At 71.4% G+C, this 23,377-nt stretch carries 18 protein-coding genes and 1 pseudogene; 11 read left to right on the top strand and 8 right to left on the bottom strand.

The genetic code is table 11. The features are described from left to right. A pseudogene (locus tag KDL01_RS22960) lies at positions 1-336 on the top strand (CoA transferase); the annotation flags it as partial. A gap of 1 nt (position 337) precedes the next feature. Here the strand turns inward: KDL01_RS22960 and KDL01_RS22965 are convergent. The 6 genes from KDL01_RS22965 to KDL01_RS22990 all read right to left on the bottom strand — a co-directional run bounded on the left by KDL01_RS22965 (position 338) and on the right by KDL01_RS22990 (position 8,095). Continuing rightward, positions 338-1,591 carry a serpin family protein gene (locus KDL01_RS22965; protein WP_212530640.1) on the bottom strand — a complete coding sequence of 418 codons (1,254 nt, stop codon included), beginning with the start codon at positions 1,589-1,591 and terminating at the stop codon, positions 338-340. Between the two features lie 266 nt (positions 1,592-1,857). Continuing rightward, positions 1,858-2,832, bottom strand: coding sequence for a CehA/McbA family metallohydrolase (locus tag KDL01_RS22970; protein ID WP_212530641.1), 975 nt, complete (start codon positions 2,830-2,832; stop codon positions 1,858-1,860). 12 nt (positions 2,833-2,844) lie between these two features. Further along, the gene (locus tag KDL01_RS22975; protein ID WP_212530642.1) at positions 2,845-5,097 is read right to left on the bottom strand and encodes an alpha amylase C-terminal domain-containing protein; all 2,253 of its coding nucleotides are present in this window, start codon (positions 5,095-5,097) and stop codon (positions 2,845-2,847) included. 184 nt (positions 5,098-5,281) lie between these two features. After that, on the bottom strand, positions 5,282-6,226 hold the full coding sequence (locus KDL01_RS22980) for an intradiol ring-cleavage dioxygenase (RefSeq protein WP_212530643.1): 945 nt from the start codon (positions 6,224-6,226) through the stop codon (positions 5,282-5,284). Then, a complete protein-coding gene (locus tag KDL01_RS22985) occupies positions 6,223-7,290 on the bottom strand; it encodes a maleylacetate reductase (RefSeq protein WP_212530644.1) in 1,068 nt (355 codons plus the stop codon). The genes KDL01_RS22980 and KDL01_RS22985 overlap by 4 nt, the downstream gene beginning before the upstream one ends. Positions 7,291-7,417: 127 nt before the next feature. After that, entirely contained in the window at positions 7,418-8,095 is a 678-nt protein-coding gene (locus tag KDL01_RS22990; RefSeq protein ID WP_212530645.1) for a TetR/AcrR family transcriptional regulator, read from the bottom strand. A gap of 195 nt (positions 8,096-8,290) precedes the next feature. On the opposite strand from KDL01_RS22990, the gene KDL01_RS22995 reads away from it, so the two are divergent. The 3 genes from KDL01_RS22995 (at position 8,291) to KDL01_RS23005 (ending at position 11,633) form a co-directional block, all read left to right on the top strand. Next, on the top strand, positions 8,291-9,787 hold the full coding sequence (locus KDL01_RS22995) for an MFS transporter (protein ID WP_212530646.1): 1,497 nt from the start codon (positions 8,291-8,293) through the stop codon (positions 9,785-9,787). A gap of 140 nt (positions 9,788-9,927) precedes the next feature. Next, positions 9,928-10,962, top strand: coding sequence for a cupin domain-containing protein (locus KDL01_RS23000; RefSeq protein ID WP_212530647.1), 1,035 nt, complete (start codon positions 9,928-9,930; stop codon positions 10,960-10,962). After that, a complete protein-coding gene (locus tag KDL01_RS23005) occupies positions 10,959-11,633 on the top strand; it encodes a hypothetical protein (RefSeq protein ID WP_212530648.1) in 675 nt (224 codons plus the stop codon). Before KDL01_RS23000 ends, KDL01_RS23005 begins: the two co-directional genes overlap by 4 nt. 181 nt (positions 11,634-11,814) lie before the next feature. On the opposite strand, the gene KDL01_RS23010 is transcribed toward KDL01_RS23005, so the two are convergent. Continuing rightward, positions 11,815-13,287 (bottom strand): RNA-directed DNA polymerase, encoded by a 1,473-nt coding sequence (locus tag KDL01_RS23010; RefSeq protein WP_212530649.1) that lies wholly within the window; start codon positions 13,285-13,287, stop codon positions 11,815-11,817. Between the two features lie 282 nt (positions 13,288-13,569). On the opposite strand from KDL01_RS23010, the gene KDL01_RS23015 reads away from it, so the two are divergent. The 7 genes from KDL01_RS23015 to KDL01_RS23045 all read left to right on the top strand — a co-directional run bounded on the left by KDL01_RS23015 (position 13,570) and on the right by KDL01_RS23045 (position 22,495). After that, positions 13,570-14,412: a nitrilase-related carbon-nitrogen hydrolase gene (locus tag KDL01_RS23015; RefSeq protein ID WP_212530650.1), complete on the top strand. Its 843-nt coding sequence runs from the start codon at positions 13,570-13,572 to the stop codon at positions 14,410-14,412. Positions 14,413-14,416: 4 nt separating this feature from the next. Next, positions 14,417-15,820: a dihydropyrimidinase gene (hydA, locus tag KDL01_RS23020; protein ID WP_212530651.1), complete on the top strand. Its 1,404-nt coding sequence runs from the start codon at positions 14,417-14,419 to the stop codon at positions 15,818-15,820. 9 nt (positions 15,821-15,829) lie between these two features. Further along, positions 15,830-16,843 carry a TIGR03842 family LLM class F420-dependent oxidoreductase gene (locus KDL01_RS23025; RefSeq protein ID WP_212530652.1) on the top strand — a complete coding sequence of 338 codons (1,014 nt, stop codon included), beginning with the start codon at positions 15,830-15,832 and terminating at the stop codon, positions 16,841-16,843. A gap of 137 nt (positions 16,844-16,980) precedes the next feature. Next, the gene (locus tag KDL01_RS23030) at positions 16,981-17,880 is read left to right on the top strand and encodes an aldo/keto reductase (protein WP_212530653.1); all 900 of its coding nucleotides are present in this window, start codon (positions 16,981-16,983) and stop codon (positions 17,878-17,880) included. Positions 17,881-18,147: 267 nt separating this feature from the next. Next, positions 18,148-19,326, top strand: coding sequence for a glycogen synthase (gene glgA, locus KDL01_RS23035; RefSeq protein ID WP_212530654.1), 1,179 nt, complete (start codon positions 18,148-18,150; stop codon positions 19,324-19,326). A 109-nt stretch (positions 19,327-19,435) separates the two neighbouring features. Continuing rightward, positions 19,436-20,653 (top strand): glucose-1-phosphate adenylyltransferase, encoded by a 1,218-nt coding sequence (gene glgC, locus KDL01_RS23040; RefSeq protein WP_212530655.1) that lies wholly within the window; start codon positions 19,436-19,438, stop codon positions 20,651-20,653. A gap of 96 nt (positions 20,654-20,749) precedes the next feature. Then, positions 20,750-22,495: a hydroxysqualene dehydroxylase gene (locus KDL01_RS23045; protein WP_212530656.1), complete on the top strand. Its 1,746-nt coding sequence runs from the start codon at positions 20,750-20,752 to the stop codon at positions 22,493-22,495. A 20-nt stretch (positions 22,496-22,515) separates the two neighbouring features. Here the strand turns inward: KDL01_RS23045 and KDL01_RS23050 are convergent, their stop codons facing one another. Then, positions 22,516-23,028, bottom strand: coding sequence for a P-loop nucleotide/nucleoside kinase family protein (locus KDL01_RS23050; RefSeq protein WP_212530657.1), 513 nt, complete (start codon positions 23,026-23,028; stop codon positions 22,516-22,518). Positions 23,029-23,377 lie beyond the last annotated feature (349 nt).

The raw sequence follows: 23,377 nt of genomic DNA on the forward strand, positions 1-23,377 counted from the left end.
GCCCAAGCCCTCGACCACGCCAGCGGCTACCTACTCGCCGCCGGCGTACTCGTCGCCCTCAGCCGCCAAACGACCGAGCCCGCGACCCTCCACGTACACACCCACCTCGCCCGAACCGCCCACGCACTCCTCGGCCTCGGCAACGGCACCTCCGAGCCGCCGTTCGAACCGCTCGCCCTCGACGACTGCATGAACGAGCAGGACACTCCGTCCGGCCGCCTGCGCTACCCCCGCCCCGCCTTCCTCCCGACCGTCCCGATGGCCCAGCCGTATGACTATCCGAGCGTCGGCGGCATTTGGGGCACCGATGCGCCGGAATGGAGCCCGGGGCGGTAGGTCAATGGGCTGGAACCATGGGAGGCCGAAGAAGCCACGCGCTGAGCTCGAGTTCTTCGGCTGTGGGCTGGTACGGCTCGGGTTCGGCCACCCAGCCGGCTGCGAGGATGAGTCCGCTGGAGCGGTGTGAGGCGAAGAAGCCGAAGGGCCGGTCCAGCAAGACGCTGATCTGTTTGACCCGTCTCGGCGGCGTGGGAGGCATGCCTCCGGCAGCCCTGGCGACCGCGGTGACGGCGGCTGCTTCGAATCCCTTCGCGGTGAAGTGGGCCGCCGCGCTCTGCTTCGCCTGCGAGATGGCCGAGGGCTGTGGGCCGATCCCGGGGAAATGACCGCGGCTTGTGTCGGTCACGGTGTCGAGTCCGAACACCTCGGGATACTTGAGCAGGTCATGCTCGGCGTCGATGCTGAAGCGTGGCATCTGGATCAGGAGGCGATCGTGTGGTTCGTCGTCGGGGACTTGTTCCACGAGTAGTCCGGGCGCGGTCTCGCCGACACGCAGCTGGCTGCCGTTGCGTCCGTAGCCGCTGCGGGCGAGGAGGCCGCCTTCGAGCACGTGGCGCGATGACCGGCCCTGTTCGCCGATGACCAGGTGCACCGTGATGCCGGCATCGCCGAGGATCTCCAGGCACGTGATCTCACCGTGGTTCGTCGGGGCGACGTTGACGCGGTCCATGACCCCGCTGACGCGGCTGAGCGTGGAGTAGCGCCGGTCTCGCCACACGCCGTCGCCGGGTCCGCGCGAAGGTCCGAAGTCGGTGAACGGCCGGATCCAGGTGGTGCGCACCGACATCGCGGCGGCGAGCACCAGCAGCGTCTCGTCGTCGACCTCGACCGGCATCTTCTCGATGAGCCCGCCGGTGTGCTGTCGCACCCACTCGTCCAGGACCGGTGCATCGAGGGCCGGGTCTCCAGCCAGCCGGCCGACGGTGCCGAGCGGCAGGCCCGAGATCCACATCGGGTCGAGCAGACACTGCTCCGTGGCCCAGACGCCCAGCGCCGACCGGATCGCCGTCATCTCGCGCAGCGAGGTCAGGATCTCGAGCGCCGCGGTCCGGGCGTCGGCGGCCGGCAGCCCGACCGCGTGCTCCAACTCCTTGCGTCCCGGCCCGTCGGCGGCATGCGCCAGCAGCGCGAGCAGCGGCCACGCCGAGGGTGCGCAGAAGATTGAGGACTCATCATCCGTGCGGCTGCCAATCCACCGCGCCGTCATCCGGTTGACCGCGTCGACCGGTTTGACGCGTCGCGGGCCGCTCATATCTGGCTCCAGTCATCGATGACGGTGGGTCCCAGGTAAGCCTCAGCCCCTGAGTCTCCGACACGGTGCGCCGCGTCGAACGTCATGCTCCCATCGGCCAGCCCAGAAGATCGACGCCTTTTCCGCTCAGTCGCTCAGGGGACTGTCATCATGTCGCCATGGCCGACTCGACGAACTCCGCGCCGGACAACCCCGCCGAGCACGCCGTCATCGCACGCTATCGGCTGACCGGTGACGGCTTCGGCCTAGACGAACCAGCAGAGTACCTATACCAGGGTGATCGGATTGCTCAGCGCGGCCATCTGTCCGTCGGCATGCCGGACTTCGACGCGCACGAACCCTGACTCGGCTGCGGCGGTCTGCCACAGTACGACGTCTGATCCGCTGGCGGGCAGTGTGGCCCGGTGGGCCAAGCCGCGCTCGGTGTGGACGGTGACCGTGCCGCCGGGAACGCCGCGTACTTGGGCGCGGATGACGGCTGGCGCACCCTCGGTGTCGAGCAGCTCGCCGATCCCCGCGTGTCGTGGTCCGGCGGCGGCGTTGAAGTCCAGCCACACCTCGGCGGATCCGGCGATCCAGGATCGTCCGGTGCGGATGCCGTCGAGGATCGTGGCCGCGGTGAGTTCCGCCGTGGCCACGACGGTGTGCGCAATGCCTATCTGGCCGGCCAGGTGGGTGTCGCTGTTCCCGATCGCGGGACGCCACCGGCCGCGGTGTACGTCCGCTGCGAGGCTCCGTCCCCACTCGGCCAGTGCCGCTTCGTTGTCCGCCTGCCATGGCACATCCGAGGTCCACGGCCCGTTCCATACCTCGACCACGTCGAAGCCCTCGTACGGGTACATGAAGGTGCCCGACGGGTATGGCGCGTGCGGGTGAGCCGCCACGCACAACCCGCCGACACGATGTACCGCGGCGAGGTGCCGGTCCAGGACCTCGTCACGCACGCCGTAGCCGCCGTCGATCAGCTGCCCGGGCTCGAGGCCGAGTGCCAGCCAGTGGCCGGTATGGGTCACCACCTCCTGCCCGAACAGCACCAGCAGGTCACCGTCGCCGGTATCGCTGTCGCCGTTGCTGGCGCCCAACTCAGCCCACGCCGCGTGTCCGGCGACGGTGTTGTGTTCGGTCGTGGCCACGAAGTCCAACCCTGCCGCCCGAGCGTCGGCCGCCAACTGCTCGGGCGTCAGTTCGCCGCCGTGGGAGAGGACCGAGTGCACATGGCAGTCACCTCTGTACCAGTTCACGCACCCATGCTCTCAGCAGGAGCCCAGCCCCTCCCATGCGCCGACGGTGTCGGAGGCGGTGTAGGAGCTGTCGGCGCCGTTGAAGTAGAAGCTGCGGTTGGCGACGCTGCCGCAGGTCGAGGTCTCTTCGACGTTCGACCAGGTGCCGTTCAGGTCGAGTTTGTAGGACAGCGTGGTGCCGGACACGGCCGGGACGATGGCCTGCCATTCGTCGGTGCCGATCAGGGTCATCGGGTACAGGCCGGGGGACCAGTCGTTGGCGGAGCTCATGCCGGTGCCGAGTGCGGAGAAGGTCCCTGCGATGTAGACGGTATCGGTGCTCGGAGTGCTTGACGGCACGGTGACGTCGATGACGGCTTCTGCGTTGCCGCAGGTGTTGGGGCCGGCCCAGTTGACGACGGTGTCGGTGACGGTGCCGTTGGCGACGGTGAGGGCGCGATTGGACGTGGCGGCGCAGGTTCTCGACTCCTCGATGTCGCCGAGTGAGGTGCCCAGGTAGTACTTGTACGCGAGGGCTGCTTCCGAGGTGGCCGTGAGCGTCGCGGTGTAGTGCGTGTCGTCGACCTTGGTCATCTCGATGCCGTCGCCGGCGGTCCAGTTCGCCCCGCCTTCGCCGAGGGCCGAGAGGTTGCCGTTGAGGTAGACGTTGAGGCCGGCGGCGGCGGTGTTGACCGGGACGGTCACGTCGAGGGTCTCGGTGTAGGTCGTCGTGGGGGAGGGGGACGCCGAGGGTGACGCCGACGCGGATGCCGACGTGATCGCCGAGGCGGTGTCGAAGGCCACTGATCCGCCTGCAGGCACCGTCACGGTCGCCGAGCCGTTCGCGACCGTGATGCCGGTTCCGGAACAGGCGCCGTTGCTGTAGGTGTCGTTGACGATGTCGCAGTACGTTCCGTTCGGCAGCCCGGTGGTGAAGGTGGCGGTCTGCGCCGAGGTGCCGTTGTTCAGGGCGATCCAGGCGTCCGAGCCGCGCGAGAACGCGACCAGGTCGTTGCCGTCCGAGGTCCAGTTCGCGACCGTGTCATTGTTCGTATAGGCCAGGTCGTGCCAGCCCACCAGCGCGTCGATCGCAGTGTTCTGTTCGGTGCACTCCCATGTCCCGGTACCGCACACGGTGGCGGTGACGTCGCCGTTGGAGGCGTCCGGCGGTGCCTGGTTGTAGCTGCTGAACTCGAAGCTGGAGAAGATCTGCGGGGTGCCGTAGCCGTAGGCCAGCAGGAACTCATCGGCCAGGATGTACTCGGACCCGTTCTTGTAGCTCAGGGTCGGGCTTGAGGCGCGCTCGGTGTCCTGGTTCGTGATGAAGGAGGACGCGTCCGCGCTCGGCAGGGCCGGAGCGATCGTGTCCAGGGCCGCGAGGTCGCCGTTCTCGAAGTCGTCGGTGACGTCGTAGCTGTAGTCGAACGAGGTGACCGAGCCCTCCGGTTCGAACGAGGTCGGGTTCAGCCGGGAGTCCTGGCCGCTGGAGCCGGGGTAGACCTCCTGCGTGATGAACACCGGCGTCCCGGTCGTGCTGTCGTCGGTGAGCAGCGCCTCGATCGCGGCGATGTCGGTCTCGCCGATCTCCGTGGCCGAGTCGAGCCGGAAGCCGTCGATGCCGAGGCCTATGAGGTTGTTGAGATAGGCGGCCTCGGTGTCGCGCACCGCCGTCGTGTTGGTCGCGAGGTCGGGCAGCCCGTCGACGCGGCACTGCGTCACCTCGGTGTAACTGAGCCAGTTGACGATGCTGTCGCTCGACTCGGGGCAGTCGGCGGGGTAGCTGTGGAAGTCGGCCGACGTGTAGGCCGGATACGTCAGGGTGGCGGAGTCGAACGAGGCGCCGCCGTAGCTGGTGTCGGACCCGCCGTCGCCCGTGGCCATGTGGTTGAGCACGACGTCCGCGTAGACCTTCACCCCGGCGGCGTGGCACGCGGCGACCATGGAAGAGAACTGCGACGCCGTGCCGAGGCGGCCGTCGATCGAGTAGTCGACGGGCTGGTACACGTCCCACCAGTAGTGGTCGACGTTGTCGTAGGAGTCCTGCGGCGGCGAGACCTGCACGGCCGCGAACCCGTCGGGCCCGAGGACGTTCGTGCAGTCCTGGGCGACCGAGTTCCAGTCGTACTCGAACAGGTTCGCCGTCACGTTCCGGGACAGCGCGCTCGCGGCGTGGGCGGCCCGGGCGCTGGTGACGGTGAGGACGGCGGCGGGGGTGAGAACGGCCGTCAGGACGGAGCCGACGGCGAGCAGCGCGGGTCTCCGGGCACGCCGGATGGTGCGGGTCACGGACTACTCCATTGTGTACGTGATGGCCTGGTTGGTTGTTCGACAAAACAAACCCGGTGAGCTAGGCGCAACATAGCCGAAGACCGCACGACATGCCAGGGTAAACGAGAAGATTATCCGGGCACGACGACGTGAATTTTGTTGTCCGGCAGGCGAAAATCGAATGCGGCGCGCGGGGCGGCGGTCAGGCGCCGTCGGGGGCCAGCACGATGTCGAAGCGCACCCGCGACCAGCCGCGTCCGGCCAGGTCGCGGCCGTCCGGGGTGGGGGTGCCCGGCGGCTGCGCGTGGAAGTCCTTGATCAGCGATTCCTTCACGCCGAAGACGGCGTCGCTGGCGAGCAGGGCGTCCCCGCGCACGAAGATGTGCGTGACCAGGGTCCGCCGGCCGGGGGCGCTGACCATGAAGTGCAGGTGGGAGGCACGCATGGGCGAACGGCCGGTGGCCGCGAGCAGCTGCCCCACCGGGCCGTCGTGCGGGATCGGATAAGGGGTCGGAGTCAGGGCCCAGAACCGGAAGCGGCCGTCGGCGTCGCTGGACAGGTGCGCGCGGGCGGCGGTGCGCTCGTCGCCGTACTGGGTGTCGTAGAACCCGTCCTCGTCCGCCTCCCACACCTCGATGCGCGCGCCTGCGAGCGGCGAGCCGTCGGTGTCGGTGACGCAACCCTCGACCCAGCAGGGCTCGCCGACGGCGCCGAAGGCCAGGTCGCCCCCGTGCTCGATCTCGGGGCTGTTCTCGACGAAGAAGGGCCCGAACACTGTGGCCTCGGTGGCCTCGCCGTACGCCTCGTTGTTGACCGCGACGGTCTGCATCGACACGCCGAGGACGTCGGAGAGCAGGATGAACTCCTGGCGGCGGTCGTCGGTGATGTGGCCGGTGCGGGTGAGGAAGTCGATGCCGCGATTCCACTCGTCCTCGGTCAGGCGCACCTCGCGCACGAAGGCGTGCACGTGCCGGACCAGGGCCTGCATCACCTCGCGCAGGCGCGGCTCGGCGCAGTCGGCGAACGAGCGCAGGACCTGCTCGGTCACCTCAGCCTCCCGCTCCCGCTGCTCGGCTGAGATGCGGGGCTCGGCGGAAATGCCGGGCTCGCCGGCCAGGGTGCCCGGGACGTCGGCGGAGTCGGTCATCGCGGTTCTTTTCCTTCCCAGGCCGCGTCGAGCAGCGCGGCGATCTCGTCCACGGTGATCGGGCGCGGGTTGCCCGCGGGTGCGGCGGCCACCACGGCCTCGGCCGCGGCGCCCACGCCCTCGTGCGGCATGCCGAGTTCGCGCAGGGTGCGGGGTGCGTCGAGGCGCAGGCGCAGCAGGGCCAGGCCCTCGTTCGCCGAGCGCGCGTCGAACGCGGCGGCCAGGCGGGCGGCCGCGTCCGGGGCGGCGGGCGCGTTGAAGGCGAGCACGTGTGGCAGCACCACCGCGTGGGTCTGGGCGTGCGGCAGGTTGAACATGCCCCCGAGCACGTGGCAGATCTTGTGGTGCAGCCCCGATCCGGCCGAGGCGAACGCCACCGCCGACAGGTACGCGCCGTACAACGCCTGCTCCCGCCCGGGCAGCGACTCGGGCTCGGCCGCCACCTGCGGCAGCCCGTCCCGCAACGCGCGCACGCCCTCCGCCGACAGGGCCTGGTTGATCGGGTCGGTGCGCGGCGCCCACATGGAGTCCACGCAGTGTGCCAGGGCATTGAGTCCGGAGGCGACGCTCAGCTCCACCGACAGGCTGAGGGTGAGCGCGGCGTCGTAGACGACCGTGCGGGGCAGAACCCTGCGTTCGGTGCCTGTGGTCTTCGTCCCGGCCTCGGTCATCCCCCACACCGGGGTGGCCTCGGACCCGGCGTACGTGGTGGGCACGGCGATGATGGGCAGCGGCGCGTCCGACGGCGCGTCCAGCGCGACGGCCTTGGCCAGCCCGGTGGCCGAACCGCCCCCGACGGCGACCAGTACGTCCACGTCGTGCGCCGCTGCGGCCGCGCGGGCCCGGCGGGCCACCTCGACGGGCACGTGCATGACCACCTCGTCGTGCCGGTGCACGACCGGCAGCCCGGCGGTGATCCGCTCGGCGAGCTCCCGGCTGGAGCCCGAGGCGATCACCATCACGCGGGCGGCGCCGAGTTCGGCGATCTCCGCGGCCAGGTGCTCCGCGGCCTCGCCGGAGCCGAAGCGCACCCGCTGCGGCAGGGTGTCGTGGACGAAGCGCACGGGTCCTTGGTTCCTTCCAGCACGGCGCGCCCGTGGGGCCGGGCGGCGGCGTCCACCGAGTCTAGGCCAACGCGGCCGGATCCATCGGGGCGAGACGGCACGTGCTCCCCGGACCCCGGCGTGCGGTCTACCTCCGGGTCGCCCGGGCGATCATGCCGTCGACGACCATGTCGATGGCGACGTGGAAGCGCTCCTCGCTGTCGCCGGCGACCAGTTGCGTGGCGTACGCGGTGACGAGCGGGAACGTCTCGGGGGAGAGGCTCGTGAAGCGCTGGTAGAGCTCGTCGGCCTGCTCGCGCGGGTTGGTGCGGCGCGCGTCGGCCTCCATCGCGGCGTAGCTGACCAGCAGCGCGAAGATGTCGGCGGCCCACGCGGCGTCCTGGGGCTCGAGGCCGCCGGCGAGCAGCAGGCCCAGGATGTTCTCCAGCAGGTGCAGCGTCGCGTCCATCGAGGGCGGCTCGGTCATCGTGGTCGCCGCGATGCCGGGATGGGCGACCAGGGCCCGGTACATCCGGTCGAGCAGCGTGTGCAGCTGCCCGCGCCAGCGCAGCCGGTCCGGCTCCTCGAGCTCGATGGTGGCGATGATCCGGTCCTGTATGGCCTGGAGCAGGCCCTCGCGGCCGGCGACGTAGACGTAGAGCGACGCGGGTCCCGTGTCGAGGGCCGCCGCGACCCGCCGCATCGTGACCGCGTCCAGCCCTTCCGACTTCAGCAGGGCCAGGGCCGCGTCGACCACCGCGTCCCGGCTCAGCGGCGGCTTGGCCGGACGGTCGCGGGTCGAGCGCGGGTGCGGGGTGGTGTTCATCGGGGCTGAGCCTATCGGGCGGCGGGGCTGCGGGCGTGATCTGCGGCGACGGCGCGGGAGAGTTTCAGGTTTGGCATCTGCGGCGAGCTGGACGTACGCTGTTCGTGACGAACACGGTACGCCACGATCGCTGTTCGTCCTCCGGCACGTTCGTACGCAGCGAAACGCCGCTGCCCGCACCGAAGGACCTCCGCCATGGACGCTCCGCCGACCTCCACGTCCGCTTTCGCTCCCACGCCCGCTGCCACGCCCGTCACCGCAGCCGACCCGAGTACCGACCCGAGCGCCGGCCCGAACCCGCAGCCCTACCGCCTGCGCTGGGTGGTCGCGGCCGTCGTGCTCGGGGCCAACGTCATGGACCTGCTCGACGGCACGATCGTCAACGTCGCCGCCCCCTCCATCCACCGCGACCTCGGCGGCGGCTCCGCCACCATCCAGTGGCTGAGCGCCGGATACACCCTGGCCTTCGCCGTGCTGCTGATCGCCGGCGCCCGGCTCGGCGACATCATCGGCCGGCGCCGGCTCTTCCTGGTCGGCTCGGCCGGGTTCACGCTGTTCTCCGCCGCCTGCTCGGTGGCCCCCTCCATCGGCATGCTGATCGCCTTCCGGGCGCTGCAGGGGGCCTTCGGCGCGTTGATGATCCCGCAGGGCTTCGGCCTGGTGAAGCAGGTCTTCGACGACGACGCCGAGTTCGACAAGGCCACCGGTCTTTTCGGCCCGGCGGCGGGTGTGGCCATGCTCGCCGCGCCGGTCCTGGCCGGCGCGCTCGTGGACGCGAACCTGTGGGGCACCGGGTGGCGCCTGGTGTTCCTCATCAACATCCCGATCGGCGTGGTGGCGCTCGCGTTCGCGATCCCCTCACTGCCGCGCGGCGCCACGCACCCCGGCGTCAGGCTCGACTTCGGCGGCGTCGGGCTGATCGGGCTTGCCCTGGTCGCGATCATCTACCCGCTGATCCAGGGTCAGACCGACGGCTGGCCCGCCTGGACCTTCGCCCTGCTCGCGGCCGGCGTCGTCCTGCTGCTGGTGTTCCTGCGGCACGAGCGCCGCCACCGTGACAGCGCCCTGATCGAGCCCACACTGCTGGCCAACCGCACCTACCTCAGCGGCGTCGCGGTCGCACTCGCCCTGTTCGGCGCGTTCAGCGGGCTGCTGTTGTGCATCTCGCTCTACGGCCAGCTCGGCGAGGGCTGGTCGCCGATCCACGCCGGGCTCACCCTCACGCCGATGGTGGTCGGGATGATCCTCGGCATGATCGGCTCGCTCGCCCTCGTGCGCCGCCTCGGCCGCCACCTGCTGCACCTCGGCATCGCGCTCATCGCCGCCGGCACGGCCGCGCTCGCGCTGACCCTGACCGGCGCCCAGGCCGCCTCCACCTGGGACCTCGTGCCTGGCCTGTTCCTCGTCGGCGCGGGCGCGGGCGCCAGCATCGGCCAGCTGTTCCGGTTCATCCTCACCAGCGTGCGGATGGACGAGGTCGGATCCGCCTCGGGCGTGCTCGAGGCCGTCCAGCAGCTGTCCACCTCGCTCGGCGTCGCCGTCCTGGGCACCGTGTTCTTCTCCGTCCTCGGCCACCACCTCGCCACCGACGCGCTGCGGATCACCGCCTGGGCCTGCCTGCTCCCGCTGGCCGCCGCCTTCGCCCTCGTCTTCCGCCTGCCCCGGCAGCCGCGCGCGGAGCAGGCCGAGTAGAGCGCGCCGATCGCAGACCTCTTGCCTCGGCTCCCGGTTCGCCTATATTCAATTCAATACAGACCTCGATGATCCCAGGAATCAGCATTCTGTTCATCGAGCTACATTTATTAGACTCTTGTCATCAGGGTGGGGATCACATGGATCAGGCGGTCCGGCGGCCGGACGTGGCGGACCTCGAGGCGCTGCTCGCGGGCGCGGCCCGGCGGCTGCCGTGCGCGGGGCACACCGAGACGATCGGCGAGGCGCGGCGTCCCGGGTACAGCGGGCGGTTCCTCAAGCAGGTCGTCTCCGACCCGGAGACCTTCCTGCGCGAGCACTGGGACCGGCGCGTCCTGCGCTCGCCCGGCGTGGTCCCCGACGGCCTGTTCAGCAGCGCCGACGGAGCCAGGCTGCTGAGTTACGGCGGCCTGCGCATCCCCGAGGTGCGCATGGTCAAGGACCGCGGCTCGGTGCCGAACGAGGCCTACATGTCGGACCGGGCGCTCGGCTACAGCCGGGTCAGCGGCGTGATCGACCACCACCGGGTGGACCGGCTGGTCGCGCAGGGCGCGACGCTGCTGTTCCAGGGTGTGCGCCGGTTCTGGGAGCCGATCGACGTCTTCGCCGCCGGGCTCGAGGGCGACCTCGGCGCGCCGGTGCAGGCCACCGTTTTCTCCACGCCCGCGAACGGCAGCGGCATCCCGAAGCACCACGACCTGCACAGCGTGTTCGTGATGCAGCTCGAGGGCAGCCGCCGCTGGACCTACGGCGCCACCGCCTCCGGCCACCGGCCCAGCGCGCACGTCGACCCGGACTCCATCCTCGACGCCGACCTGACCGGCGAGACCGTGTTGGAGCAGGGCGACTGCCTCTACATCCCGCGCGGCACCCCGCACCTGGCGCACGTCGTGCCCGGCCGGTCCTCGCTGCACCTGACCCTCAGCCTGCGCGACGCCCCGACCGTCGCCGACGTGACCGGCGCGCTGATCGCGGCCCTCGTCGACGACGACCCGGTCTGGGACCGCACCGTCCCGGCCCCCGCCGACCCCGCGGACCGCGAGCTCGGCGACCTGCTCGGGCAGTGTCTGCGCCAGACCCTGGCCAAGCTCGCCGAACTCTCGCCCGCCGACCTCGCCGACCTGGGCCGCCGCGCCACGCAGCGCGTGCTGAGCCCCGGCGACGAGCCTCGATGAACGCTTACAAGATCCTGACACTGCGGACCCTCGAGGCCGTCCTGCGCGGCGAGCCGTCGTACTGGCGGCTTTCGGACCCGCTGCGCTGGCCCGGGGGCATCCGCGGCTCGCTGCTCGCGGTGATGCACCCGGCCTACCTCGAGACGCGGCTCGCCCAGGTCCGGCACTGGTGCCCGCTCGACTCGGGCGGCGTGCGCCTGGGCTTCCAGCAGGGCCCTGACGGAGTGGCCCCCGACGAGCTGCTGCTCGGGGCGGACAGCCTGGCCGAACTGCTGCGGCTGGGCGACGAGCGGGTCGAGCGGGCCGTACGCGCGGGCCGGCCGCTGTGGACCTCGCGCGCCGAGCCGCTGGATGCGGCGCCGGTGCTTGAGGCCTTCCGCGGCCGCCCGACCACGCAGCGGGAGTGGACCTACGAGGTCTTCCTCGGCGAGGCCGCGCCGCCCACCGGAGCCGACGTCGCGCGCGTCTACTGCCCCAACACGGCCGCGGGCCGGGTCAGGGAACTCATGGAAGGGATCGCCGATGACCGGATCAGGACGTACAACCCCCGGTGGACCCTCGACACCCTCGCCACCCGGCTCGACCACGACGACACCGACGACACCGACGCCGGCGCGGACGGCCACGACGCCCTCCAGCCCGCCGCCCGGCCCGCCGGCTCCGTGGCCTGAAATCCGCTGCGTCGGCGCGTTCGAATGGTCCGACGCGGACTACTGGCCCAGCCACGTCGCCCCGATCCTGGTCGAGGTGGACACGGACGGCAACTGGCGCCGGTGGCGCTACGAGGCCCTCGAGGGCGCCGGAATCCGGCTGCTCGGGCCGCTCGGCGGGTTCAGCGCTCCGCAGACCGCGTCATTCCGCGCCGGCGGCTACCTGACCTGCCCGCCACAGCGCTTCGGGCCGCGCTCCCAGCTCCTCGCGCTCGCGGGGCCGCGGCTGCTCGTGTGTCATCGCCGCCGCTCCGCCGTCCGTGTGCTGGTACGCGAGGCGGTGGCGCACCGGCGCGACCGCCGCGTACTGGCGCGCTGCCTGCGCGGGATCGGCAACGCCCTGGCCGGGAGCTGAGCCGGCGCGCGGCTCGGCTCCCGCGTCGCGCGCGGCCAGGACGCAGGCGCGGGTGAGGTAGGGGTCGGACAGCTCGGGCAGCACCGCCGTCAGCAGCTCGCGTGCCGTGCGCGTCTCGCGGCGGGCGAGCCACCAGGCGGCGGGCTGGAAGCCGGCCGGCGCCGCGCCGGGGTCGCGCACGACCGCCGTCAGATGCTCCGTCAGATCCGCGTGGTGGCGCTGGTCCCGGCATGCGTGGCCGTAGAGCAGCCGGGCCCGCAAGCTGTCGGCAGCGCGAGGGTCGGCGTGGTGGGAGATCCGCAGCCACTCCTCGTCGACGCGCAAGCAGCTCGCCGAGACCTGGTACGCCCGGTACCGGCCGGAGGTGCGCACGGTCGTCTCCTCCACCGCCGCGCCGACCAACGGCCCCTGGTATGTCTGGGTCTTGCCATCGTTGAGGCGCAGTCCCCAGGCCGCCAGATGGGCCCCGACCTGCTCGTGCGCCTGTGCGGCCGCGGCCGCGGTCCGGCCGAAGACCCACAGGTCGTCCATCCACCGCACCACTGCCGCGTGACGCGAGGGGACCTCCAGGTCGGCGAGCGCGGCGTCGACGTACGCGTTGGCCAGCACGGACGAGGGCTGATGGTTCTGCGGCAGGCCGGGATGGGCGAGCCGGGGTGAGAAGAAGGCCTCGAACAGCGCGTCGAACTCCACGCCGAGGTCCCGGCCGCCGGACGCCGGGCCGAAGGGACCGCGCGCGGACTCGCGCGCTCGGTCCAGCGCGCGGCTCAGGGCCTGGTTCAGCAGATCGCGGCGGATCGAGGCGAAGAAGTCGGCGATGTCGAGGAACACCAGGTGCCCGAACCGCTCCGCGTGCCCGCGCAGCAGCCTGAGGCACTCGGCCCACTCCGCCCGCTGGTCCCGGTACCGCCCCGCCGCCGTCCCGGGCCGCTGCGCCCGCCACCCGAAGGACGGCGCCGGTCGGGCCGGACGCAGGTGCGGCGCCAGCGCGTCCGCCGCCGCCTGGTAGCGCAACCGGTCCGCGGGCAGCAGGAACACCGCCGTACGCATGCCGCCGGAGCCGCCGGACCAGGCCGCCGCGGGGGTCTTCGGGATCAGCATCTGCGCCGGCGGGGTGACCGGGCCGGGCTCCGGCGCCGGCCTGGCGCCGCGTGGCCGCGGGCCGCTCAGCTCCGGGTAGCCCCAAGGGTCGGCGAACCAGTCGTCGACGGTGTCGGCGAGCAGGTTGCGCACACTGGTCACCGCCGCGCCGTGTGCCAACTCGGCCCTCCCCAGCCATCGTCGAGCATCTTCGAGCTCGGATACGCGCCACGATAACAGCGGTTCAGCGGCTCGAACAGCCCGACCGTGAGCATGTGTCAAGTACGGGCAGGGGTATTCATACGATCAGAGCGCGCCGGGGGTTCATCCGGCCGTGGCCCGCCCGTGGCCTGCGCGTCGCGCGGCGCTCCTCCCGGCGCGTCACCGCGCGGCGCCGCTGCCGCGCGGCGGCGTTCTCCTACTGTTCAAGTGATGATTTCCGGACGCTGAGGAGGATGATCCGTGAGCCGAGTGGTGCGAGCAGCGCTTTTCCAGACCGCCTGGACCGGGGACGCCGCATCGATGGTGGCGGCGCACGAGAAGGCGGCGCGGGAGGCCGCCGAGCGGGGCGCGCGGATCATCGGATTCCAGGAGGTGTTCAACGCGCCCTACTTCTGCCAGGTCCAGGACCCCGAGCACTACCGCTGGGCCGAGCCGGTGCCGGACGGCCCGACCACGCAGCGGTTCCGGGCGCTGGCCAAGGAGCTCGGGCTGGTGATCGTGCTGCCGGTCTACGAGATCGAATCCGCCGGCTTCTACTACAACACCACCGCCGTCATCGACGCGGACGGCTCCTACCTCGGTAAGTACCGCAAGCACCACATCCCGCAGGTGCACGGGTTCTGGGAGAAGTTCTACTTCAAGCCCGGCAACCTCGGCTTCCCGGTCTTCGACACCGCCGTGGGCAAGGTCGGGGTCTACATCTGCTACGACCGGCACTTCCCCGAGGGCTGGCGGGCGCTCGGGCTCGCCGGCGCGCAGATCGTCTACAACCCCTCGGCCACCAGCCGCGGCCTGTCCGCCTACCTCTGGCAGCTCGAGCAGCCCGCCGCGGCCGTCGCCAACGAGTACTTCATCGCGGCGATCAACCGGGTCGGCGTGGAGGAGTACGGCGACGACGACTTCTACGGCTCCAGCTACTTCGTCGACCCGCGCGGCCAGTTCGTCGGCGAACTCGCCTCCGACACCGCCCCGGAACTGCTGGTCCGGGACCTCGACCTCGGGCTGATCGACCAGGTGCGCCAACAGTGGGCGTTCTACCGAGACCGGCGGCCGGAGGCCTACGGCCCGCTGACGGAGGCCTGATCCCATGCGTACCCTGATCCGCAACGGCATGGTCGTGACCGCGGCCGACGAGATGTACGCCGACGTCCTGATCGACGGCGAGAAGATCGTCGCGCTCGCGGCCACCGGCAGCGAGACGGCCGCGTCCTGGGCGCCCGGCGCCGGGAAGGTGCTGGACGCCACCGGGCTCTACGTCATCCCCGGCGGCGTGGACGGGCACACCCACATGCAGATGCCCTTCGGCGGGACCTTCGCCGCGGACACCTTCGAGACCGGGACCCGGGCCGCGGCCTGGGGCGGGACGACCACGATCGTGGACTTCGCGATCCAGTCGGTCGGCGCCTCGCTGCGGGAGGGCCTCGACGCCTGGCACGCCAAGGCCGCGGGCGTGTGCGCGATCGACTACGGCTTCCACATGATCGTCTCCGACGTGAACGAGCCGGTACTCAAGGAGATGGACGTGCTCGTCGGCGAGGGCGTGAGCAGCTTCAAGCTGTTCATGGCCTACCCCGGCGTGTTCTACAGCGACGACGGGCGCATTCTGCGCGCGATGCAGCGCGCGGCCGGCAACGGCGGCCTGATCATGATGCACGCGGAGAACGGCATCGCCATCGACGTCCTGGTCGAGCAGGCGCTGGCCGCGGGCAAGACCGATCCGCGCTACCACGGCGAGGTCCGCCGGGCCCTGCTCGAGTCCGAGGCTACCTACCGCGCGATCCAGCTGGCCCGGGTCGCCGAGGCCCCGCTCTACGTCGTGCACGTCTCCGCCGCCGAAGCGGTGACCGAACTCGCCCGGGCCAAGGACCTCGGCCTCAACGTGTTCGGCGAGACCTGCCCGCAGTACCTGTTCCTGTCCACCGACGACCTGGCCCGCCCGGACTTCGAGGGCGCCAAGTACGTCTGCTCCACCCCGCTGCGGCCGGCCGAGCACCAGGCGGCGCTGTGGCGGGCGCTGCGCACCGACGACCTGTCCGTGGTCTCCACCGACCACTGCCCGTTCTGCTTCTCCGGCCAGAAGGACCTCGGCCGCGGCGACTTCTCCAAGATCCCCAACGGGCTGCCGGGCGTGGAGAACCGGATGGACCTGCTGCACCAGGCCGTGGTGGACGGCCACATCTCCCGCCGCCGCTGGATCGAACTGGCCTGCGCGACACCCGCCCGCATGTTCGGGCTCTACCCGCGCAAGGGCACCCTCGCCCCCGGCGCGGACGCGGACGTCGTGCTCTACGACCCGAACGCCGCCTACACGATCTCCGCCGAGACCCACCACATGAACGTCGACTACTCCGCGTACGAGGGCAGGCGGGTGGCCGGGCGACCGCGGACCGTACTCTCCCGCGGCACGGTCGTGATCGAGGACGGCAGCTACGTCGGCGAGGCCGGGCACGGCCACTTCGTCGCGCGCTCGACCTGCCAGTACCTGCGTTAGGAGCGGAGCATGGACTTCGGTGTAGTGCTGCAGGCCGACCCGCCGGCGCGCCTGCTCGTCGAGCGCATGGTCCGCGCCGAACGCCTCGGCTTCAGCCACGGCTGGACCTTCGACTCGACCGTGCTGTGGCAGGAGCCGTTCGTCATCTACAGCAGGATCCTGGATCACACGCAGCGCCTGACCGTCGGATCGATGGTGACCAACCCCGGCACCCGCACCTGGGAGGTGATCGCCTCGACCTTCGCCACGCTCAACGAGATGTACGGCAACCGCACCGTCTGCGGAATCGGCCGTGGCGACTCGGCGATGCGCGTGGCCGGACGCAAGCCCACCACGCTGGCGGTGCTCGGCCAGGCCATGCACGCCATCAAGGAGCTGGCCGAGGGACGCGAGGCCGAGGTGGGCGGCGTGACGATGCGGCTGCCGTGGGTCGTGGACGGCGCCCTGCCGATCTGGACGGCCGCGTACGGGCCCAAGGCGCTGGAACTGACGGGCCGCCAAGCCGACGGCTTCATCCTGCAACTCGCCGACCCGTTCCTGACCGAGTGGATGGTCAAGGCGGTGCGCACCGCCGCCGCCGACGCCGGCCGGGACCCGGACGCGGTGACGATCTGCGTCGCCGCGCCCGCGTACCTGACCGACGGCACGCCCAGCGGCCGACAGCACGCGCTGGACCAGTGCCGCTGGTTCGGCGGCATGGTCGGCAACCACGTCGCCGACCTCGTCGCCCGCTACGGCGAGGACACCGGGATCGTGCCGACCGAGCTGACGGCGTACATCAAGGCCAGACAGACCTACGACTACGCCCAGCACGGCCGCGCCGGCAACCCCGACGCCGAGTTCGTCCCGGACGAGATCGTGGAACGCTTCTGCCTGATCGGACCGCCCTCCGCGCACATCGAAAGGCTCGAACACCTACGTTCCCTCGGCGTGGACCAGTTCGCCGTGTACGCCATGCACGACGCCGTGGACGAGGTCATCGACGGATACGCCAGGGACGTGCTGCCCGCGCTGGGCGGGTAGTGGTGGGGCGGCGCGAATCGGGCGTCGGGCGCGGCGTGAGTCGTGCCTCTGGCGTGGGGAATCGATCGGACGGTCGGTCGGTTGACCACCCTGGCGGCGCAGAGTTCGTCGCCGATCGTCGTCGTATGACCTGATGGATGTGGAAAGCAGGTACCGCCTTGACCAGCGTCAACTCCGCCCCCGAATCGCCCGCGTCGGCGTCCGGCACCTTCCTGCTGGGCGGTGACCTCCCGGTGCACCGCCTCGGCTTCGGAGCCATGCGCATCACCGGCCAGGGCGTGTGGGGCGAGCCGCGCGACCCGCAGGAGGCGCTGCGGGTGCTGCGCCGGCTGCCCGAACTCGGCGTGACCTTCATCGACACCGCCGACTCGTACGGCCCCGACGTCAGCGAGCGGCTGATCAAGCAGGCGCTGCACCCGTACCCGGCGGACGTGGTCATCGCCACCAAGGGCGGCTTCACCCGGCCCGGCCCCGACGTGTGGGTGGAGAACGGCCGGCCCGAGTACCTACGCGGCCAGCTCGAGCGCAGCCTCGTCAACCTCGGCGTCGAGCGCGTCGACCTCTACCAGCTGCACCGCGTCGACCCGGCCGTTCCGGTCGAGGAGTCGCTCGGTGAGCTGACCCGCCTTCAGCAGGAGGGCAAGATCCGACACCTCGGCCTGTCCGAGGTGTCGGTCGCCCAGATCGAGCAGGCCCGCGCGGTGGCCGAGATCGTCTCGGTGCAGAACCGCTACAACCTGGCCGACCGCGCCTCCGAAGACGTGCTGGACTACTGCGAGACCCACGGCATCGCCTTCATCCCCTGGTTCCCCATCGCCACCGGCACCCTCGCCGCCCCCGGCGGCCCCCTCGCCCGAGCGAGCCAGGCCCACGGAGCCACCCCCTCCCAGCTCGCCCTCGCCTGGCTGCTGCGCCGCTCCCCGGTGATGCTCCCCATCCCCGGCACCTCCACCGTCTCCCACCTCGAGGAGAACGTGGTCGCGGCCGGAGTGGAGCTGACCGACGAGGAGTTCGAGACGCTGACGAAGGCGGTCTGACGGGTCTGCGGGTCCGGCCGGGTCTGCGCGGTCTGACCGACTGCGGGCTGCGGGGGACGGTCCGGCCTCACGAGGCCCTGAGCGCGCGAATGCCCAGGGCCTCAAGGCTCGAACCTGGCCCCGCTCAAAGGATTGATTCTCCTGGGCCCGACGCGGTGAGGCGGGCTTCCGGGCGCGGAAGATCGGCTCTCGCCAAGACGCTGCTGCTCCACTACTGTCAGCCCAGGTATGGAAATCCGTACCGCCCGTCCCGGCCGGGAGGTGTCTGTGCGCGTCGGTCTGCTGACCAGAGAGTTCCCGCCGGACGTGTACGGCGGGGCGGGGGTGCACGTCGAGTTCCTGGCCGACCGGCTGCGCGAGCTGGTGGACGTGCGCGTGCACTGCTGGCGCGGGGCGGAATCCGGCGGGGAACAGGACGGGCAGGACGGGGTCTTCCGGTACGCGCCGGCCGAGAAGCTGGACGGGGCCAACGAGGCCCTGCGCAGCCTGTCGGTGGACCTGTCGATGGCGGCCGGCGTGGCCGACTGCGACCTGGTGCACTCGCACACCTGGTACGCCAACCTCGGCGGGCATCTGGCCAAGCTGCTGTACGGGATCCCGCACGTGATGACGGCGCACTCGCTCGAGCCGCTGCGGCCGTGGAAGGCCGAGCAGCTCGGGGGCGGGTACGCGCTCTCGAGCTGGGCCGAGCGCACCGCCGCGGAGAGCGCGGACGCGGTCATCGCCGTGTCGCACGGGATGCGGGCGGACATCCTCGCCTGTTACCCGGCGCTGGACCCGGACCGCGTTCACGTCGTGCACAACGGGATCGACACCGCGCTCTACCAGCCCACTCCGGATCCCGAGGTCCCGACCCGGTACGGCATCGACCCCGAGCGGCCCTACGTACTCTTCGTCGGCCGGATCACCCGGCAGAAGGGCGTGCCGCACCTGCTGCGCGCCGCCCGGCGGCTCGACCCGGCCGCGCAGCTGGTGCTGTGCGCGGGCGCCCCCGACACGCCCGAGATCGACCGCGAGTTCAGGGCCCTGGTCGACGAACTCGAACACGGCCGGGGCGGCGTGGTGTGGATCCCGCGCATGCTCCCGCGGCCCGAGGTGGTGCGGCTGCTCAGCCACGCCGCCGTCTTCGTCTGCCCCTCGATCTACGAACCGCTCGGCATCGTCAACCTCGAAGCCATGGCCTGCGGCGCGCCGGTCGTCGCCTCGGCCGTGGGCGGCATTCCCGAGGTGGTGCGCGACGGTGTCACGGGTCTGCTGGTCGGTTACGACGAGAAGGGTCCGGAAGCGTTTGAGGCCGGCCTCGCCGAGGCAATCGATACCGTACTCGCCGATCCCGACGCGGCCCGCCGGATGGGAGCGGCGGGGCGCGAGCGGGCCGTGGCCGACTTCGGCTGGGACGCGATCGCCCGCCGGACCGCGGCGCTGTACGAACGGCTGCTTCGGTAGCCGGGAGTCGGCGGCCGGGAGTCGGTGGTCGGCGCCCGACGCGGCAGGCGCGGGTGAACGCGGTAGGCACAGTGTCCAGTGGGAGCACAGCGAGCACAGGAGGCGGCGTATGCGGGGCGGACCTTCGGTACTGGGCATCGTGCTGGCCGGCGGGGAGGGCAAACGGCTGATGCCGCTCACCGCCGACCGGGCCAAGCCCGCGGTGACCTTCGGCGGTACCTACCGGCTGGTGGACTTCGTCCTGTCGAACCTGGTCAACGGCGACATCATGCGGATCTGTGTACTGACCCAGTACAAGTCGCACTCGCTCGACCGGCACATCACCATGACCTGGCGGATGTCGAACCTGCTGGGCAACTACGTCACCCCGGTGCCCGCGCAGCAGCGGCTCGGGCCGCGCTGGTTCCTCGGCAGCGCCGACGCGATCTACCAGTCGCTCAACCTCATCCACGACGAGAAGCCGGACTACGTCGTCGTCTTCGGCGCCGACCACGTCTACCGGATGGACCCGCGCCAGATGCTGCGCCAGCACATCGAGGGCGGGGCCGGGGCCACGGTCGCGGGTATACGGGTGCCGCGCTCGCAGGCCTCGTCCTTCGGCATCATCACGACCGCGGCCGACGGCGTGCACGTCGAGGGGTTCCTGGAGAAGCCGGCCGACCCGCCGGGGCTGCCGGACGACCCGGAGCAGGTGTACGCGTCGATGGGCAACTACGTCTTCACCACGAAGGCTCTGCTCGACGCCCTGCGCCAGGACGCCGAGGACGAACGTTCCGTACACGACATGGGCGGCAGCATCCTGCCCGCGCTGACCGAGATGGGGCAGGTCCAGGTCTACGACTTCGACCGCAACCACGTCCCCGGCGAGACCCCGCGCGACCACGGCTACTGGCGCGACGTGGGGACCCTGGACGCCTACTACGACGCGCACATGGACATGATCTCGGTGCAGCCGGTGTTCAACCTCTACAACCGGGAGTGGCCGCTCTACACCCACACCGTGCAGCTGCCGCCGGCCAAGTTCGTCGCCGGGGGTATCGCCAGCGAGTCGATGGTGGCGCCCGGCTGCATCATCACCGGCCAGGTCACCCAGTCCGTGCTCTCGCCCGGCGTGATCGTGGAGGAGGGCGCCGTGGTCCAGGGCTCGATCCTGCACGACAACGTGCGCATCGGCCGCGGTGCGGTGGTGCGCCGCGCGATCCTCGACAAGAACATCGTCGTACCGCCGGGCGCGACCGTCGGGGTCAACCCGGAGCGCGACCGCGAGCTCTACCACGCCTCGGCCAACGGGATCATCGCGCTGGGCAAGGGCCAGCACGTGCTGTAGCCGCGGGCCGGGCGCCCTCAGCCGATGGAGTGACGTTGGCCGTCGGCGGGGGCCCGGCCGTGCACGACGCCGCAGCTCGGGGCGTAATGTCCTGATGTGGATATCCGACGGGCGGGCGAAGACCAGGCCGAAGCGGGCCGTGGCGCGCCGCGCGCCACCGTGGCGGGCGGCCGCCGGGTCGCCGTCCTCGGCGCGGGTGTCGCGGGTCTGACGGTCGCGCACGAGCTGGCCGAGCGAGGGTTCGAGGTCACCGTCTACGAGCGGCGCGACGTACCCGGCGGCAAGGCCCGGTCCATCTTCGTGCCCGGCACCGGCGCCGGCGCGCGCCGCGACCTGCCGGGCGAGCACGGGCACCGGATGGTGCTCGGCTTCTACCGCAACCTGCCGGACACCCTGCGCCGCATCCCCGGCGCGGCCGGTGGGACCGTCCACGACACCCTCGCGCCCGTGACACGGTTCGAACTCGCGCGCGACGGCCGGCCGAGCATCCCGATCCCCGTCGGGCCGAGCGATCTGGACCTGCCCGAGCCCACCCTCGCGCACGCCGGGCTCCTGGTGAACACGCTCGCCGAGGTCCTCAAGGACGCGCCGTTGCTCCCGCCCGAAGAGATCCTCTTCCTCGCCGGCAAGGTCAGCGTCCTGTTCAGCAGCTGCGCCGAGCGCCAGTTCGGGCAGTGGGAGCACACCGGCTGGTGGGACTACATCGAGGCCAAGCGCATGTCCCCGGACTACCAGCGGATCTGGGGCGGCGGGGTGCAGATCCTCGAGGCGCTCAAGCCGCGCACCGCGAGCGTGCGCACCGTCGGCCAGGGCCTGGAGGCGATCTTCTTCAGCCTGTTCGGCCTCGGCGGCGACGGTGCCTTCGACCGCGTCTTCACCGGCCCCACCAGCGAGATGTGGATCGACCCGTGGACGGCGCAGCTGCGCTCCCTCGGCGTCCGCTTCGCCTTCGGCCGGCAGATCGAGGCGCTCGAGCTGCGCGACGGACGGATCAGCGCGGCCCGCGCCAGCACCCCCGACGGCGGCACCGAGCGTGTCGACGCGGACTGGTTCGTCGCCGCCGTCCCCGCCGACCGGGCCGTGCGGCTGTGGAACGCGGCGCTGCGCGAGGCGGACCCGCGGCTGGCCGCCATGGAAGGACTGCGACACACCTGGTCCAACGGCATCCAGTACTTCCTGCGCCGCCCCGCCCCGCTCGTCCCCGGCCACATCTTCCACATCGACGCGCCGTGGAAGCTCGCCTCGATCAGCCAGTCCAAGCTCTGGCGCGCCCCCTTCGCCGAAACCTGGGGGGACGGCCAGGCTCAGGAATCGCTCTCCGTGGTCATCTCGGACTGGGACACGCCCGGCATCCTGTACGGCAAGCCCGCGCACGCGTGTACCAGGGACGAGGTCGCGCGCGAGGTGTGGGCCCAGATGCAGGCCCACGTCAACCACGACGGCGACGACGTGCTCGACGACGCCATGGTGCACTCCTGGTCGCTGGACGAGGCGATCTCGGAGGCGCCGGACGGCCTGCGCAACGACGACCCCTTCCTGATGAACTGCACCGGATCCTGGGACCTGCGGCCCGACGCGTCCACCGCCGTCGCCAACCTCTTCCTCGCCGCCGACTACGTCCGCACCTACAGCAACGTCGACTTCGCCACCATGGAGACCGCCAACGAGGCCGCCCGCCGCGCCGTCACGGCCCTACTGGCAGCCGCGGGCGACACCGCCTCACCGCCGGTCCCGACGTTCACCCGGTACGAGCAGCCGGAGTTCGAGCTGGCAAAGCTTGCCGACCGCGAGCGCTGGCAGCAGGGCCTGCCGCACATCCTCGAGGCCGGGCCGATGCCCTGATCGAGTGTGGCGGCGCCGGCTCAGCCGTCGCCGTATGACGGCCAGTGAGCTGCCGTCCATTCCGGCCAGCCCGGCCATCCGGCCGGCGCGGCGGAGATCTCACCGTCGGCGAGTTCGCCGGCGTCAGGCTCCTGGAACCGTTCCCGCCAAGCGTCCACGTCGGCCTCGGTCATCGGAAAGGTCTGGTGCGGTGTCGTCTCCTGACGGTGGGCGATGCGGGCGAGCTGGACGTCCTTGTCCACCGGCAGGTAGACGACCTGGCAGGACGCACCTTCCGCCCGCGCCAGCCAGCGCAACGCCGAACGTTCGTCGCGTCCCCAGAGCCCGTAGTCGAGCACGACGTTGACGCCCAGGCGCAGCGCCTGGCGGGCGACCGAGATGAGCCGGCCTTCGACCACCCAGCGCTTTCCCTCGGCCATGGAGTCCCCGAACAGCGGGATCATCCACTGATCCGGAGTCAGCCGCAGCGCCCTGTGTGTCGCGGCGAGTTCTGCGGCCCGGGTGGTCTTGCCGGCTGCGGGCAGCCCGAGCATCAGGAAGAGCGTGGCGGGCGGTGGGCCTGGCGCGAGGGCCGGATCGGTCGGCGACGGGCCCGGGAACGGTTGTGTGCACGGGGAAACGGAGTGCTGCGGCTGCGGCGACATGACGACTTCCCAGATCAGGCAGGATGGCCCGGCAGCACGGGAACACGCACGTGGCTGCCGGCGGGACACCGATGCCGGCGGTACGTTCTGGCGCTGCCCTCGGCGGGGCAGCGGATGAGCCCCGGCCGGGTTGGCCGGCGGGGCCTCGGTACCGCCGCTAAGCGGCGATCCGGATCGTCATGGCGGCGCAGCACATGGAGCAGCACATGCTTCGACTCTAGCGGACGGGGCGGGAGGG

The sequence above is a fragment of the Actinospica durhamensis genome (assembly GCF_018139695.1).
In the GTDB taxonomy this organism is placed as follows: domain Bacteria; phylum Actinomycetota; class Actinomycetes; order Streptomycetales; family Catenulisporaceae; genus Actinospica; species Actinospica durhamensis.

What these genes read in the sequence shown, in the direction of transcription:
- KDL01_RS22965 (WP_212530640.1), bottom strand. Translation starts at nt 1,591, where the DNA reads ATGAGCGGCCCGCGACGCGTCAAACCGGTCGACGCGGTCAACCGGATG.
- KDL01_RS22980 (WP_212530643.1), bottom strand. Translation starts at nt 6,226, where the DNA reads ATGACCGACTCCGCCGACGTCCCGGGCACCCTGGCCGGCGAGCCCGGC.
- KDL01_RS22990 (WP_212530645.1), bottom strand. Translation starts at nt 8,095, where the DNA reads ATGAACACCACCCCGCACCCGCGCTCGACCCGCGACCGTCCGGCCAAG.
- KDL01_RS22995 (WP_212530646.1), top strand. Translation starts at nt 8,291, where the DNA reads ATGGACGCTCCGCCGACCTCCACGTCCGCTTTCGCTCCCACGCCCGCT.
- KDL01_RS23000 (WP_212530647.1), top strand. Translation starts at nt 9,928, where the DNA reads ATGGATCAGGCGGTCCGGCGGCCGGACGTGGCGGACCTCGAGGCGCTG.
- KDL01_RS23005 (WP_212530648.1), top strand. Translation starts at nt 10,959, where the DNA reads ATGAACGCTTACAAGATCCTGACACTGCGGACCCTCGAGGCCGTCCTG.
- hydA (WP_212530651.1), top strand. Translation starts at nt 14,417, where the DNA reads ATGCGTACCCTGATCCGCAACGGCATGGTCGTGACCGCGGCCGACGAG.
- KDL01_RS23025 (WP_212530652.1), top strand. Translation starts at nt 15,830, where the DNA reads ATGGACTTCGGTGTAGTGCTGCAGGCCGACCCGCCGGCGCGCCTGCTC.
- KDL01_RS23030 (WP_212530653.1), top strand. Translation starts at nt 16,981, where the DNA reads ATGTGGAAAGCAGGTACCGCCTTGACCAGCGTCAACTCCGCCCCCGAA.
- glgC (WP_212530655.1), top strand. Translation starts at nt 19,436, where the DNA reads ATGCGGGGCGGACCTTCGGTACTGGGCATCGTGCTGGCCGGCGGGGAG.
- KDL01_RS23050 (WP_212530657.1), bottom strand. Translation starts at nt 23,028, where the DNA reads ATGCTCGGGCTGCCCGCAGCCGGCAAGACCACCCGGGCCGCAGAACTC.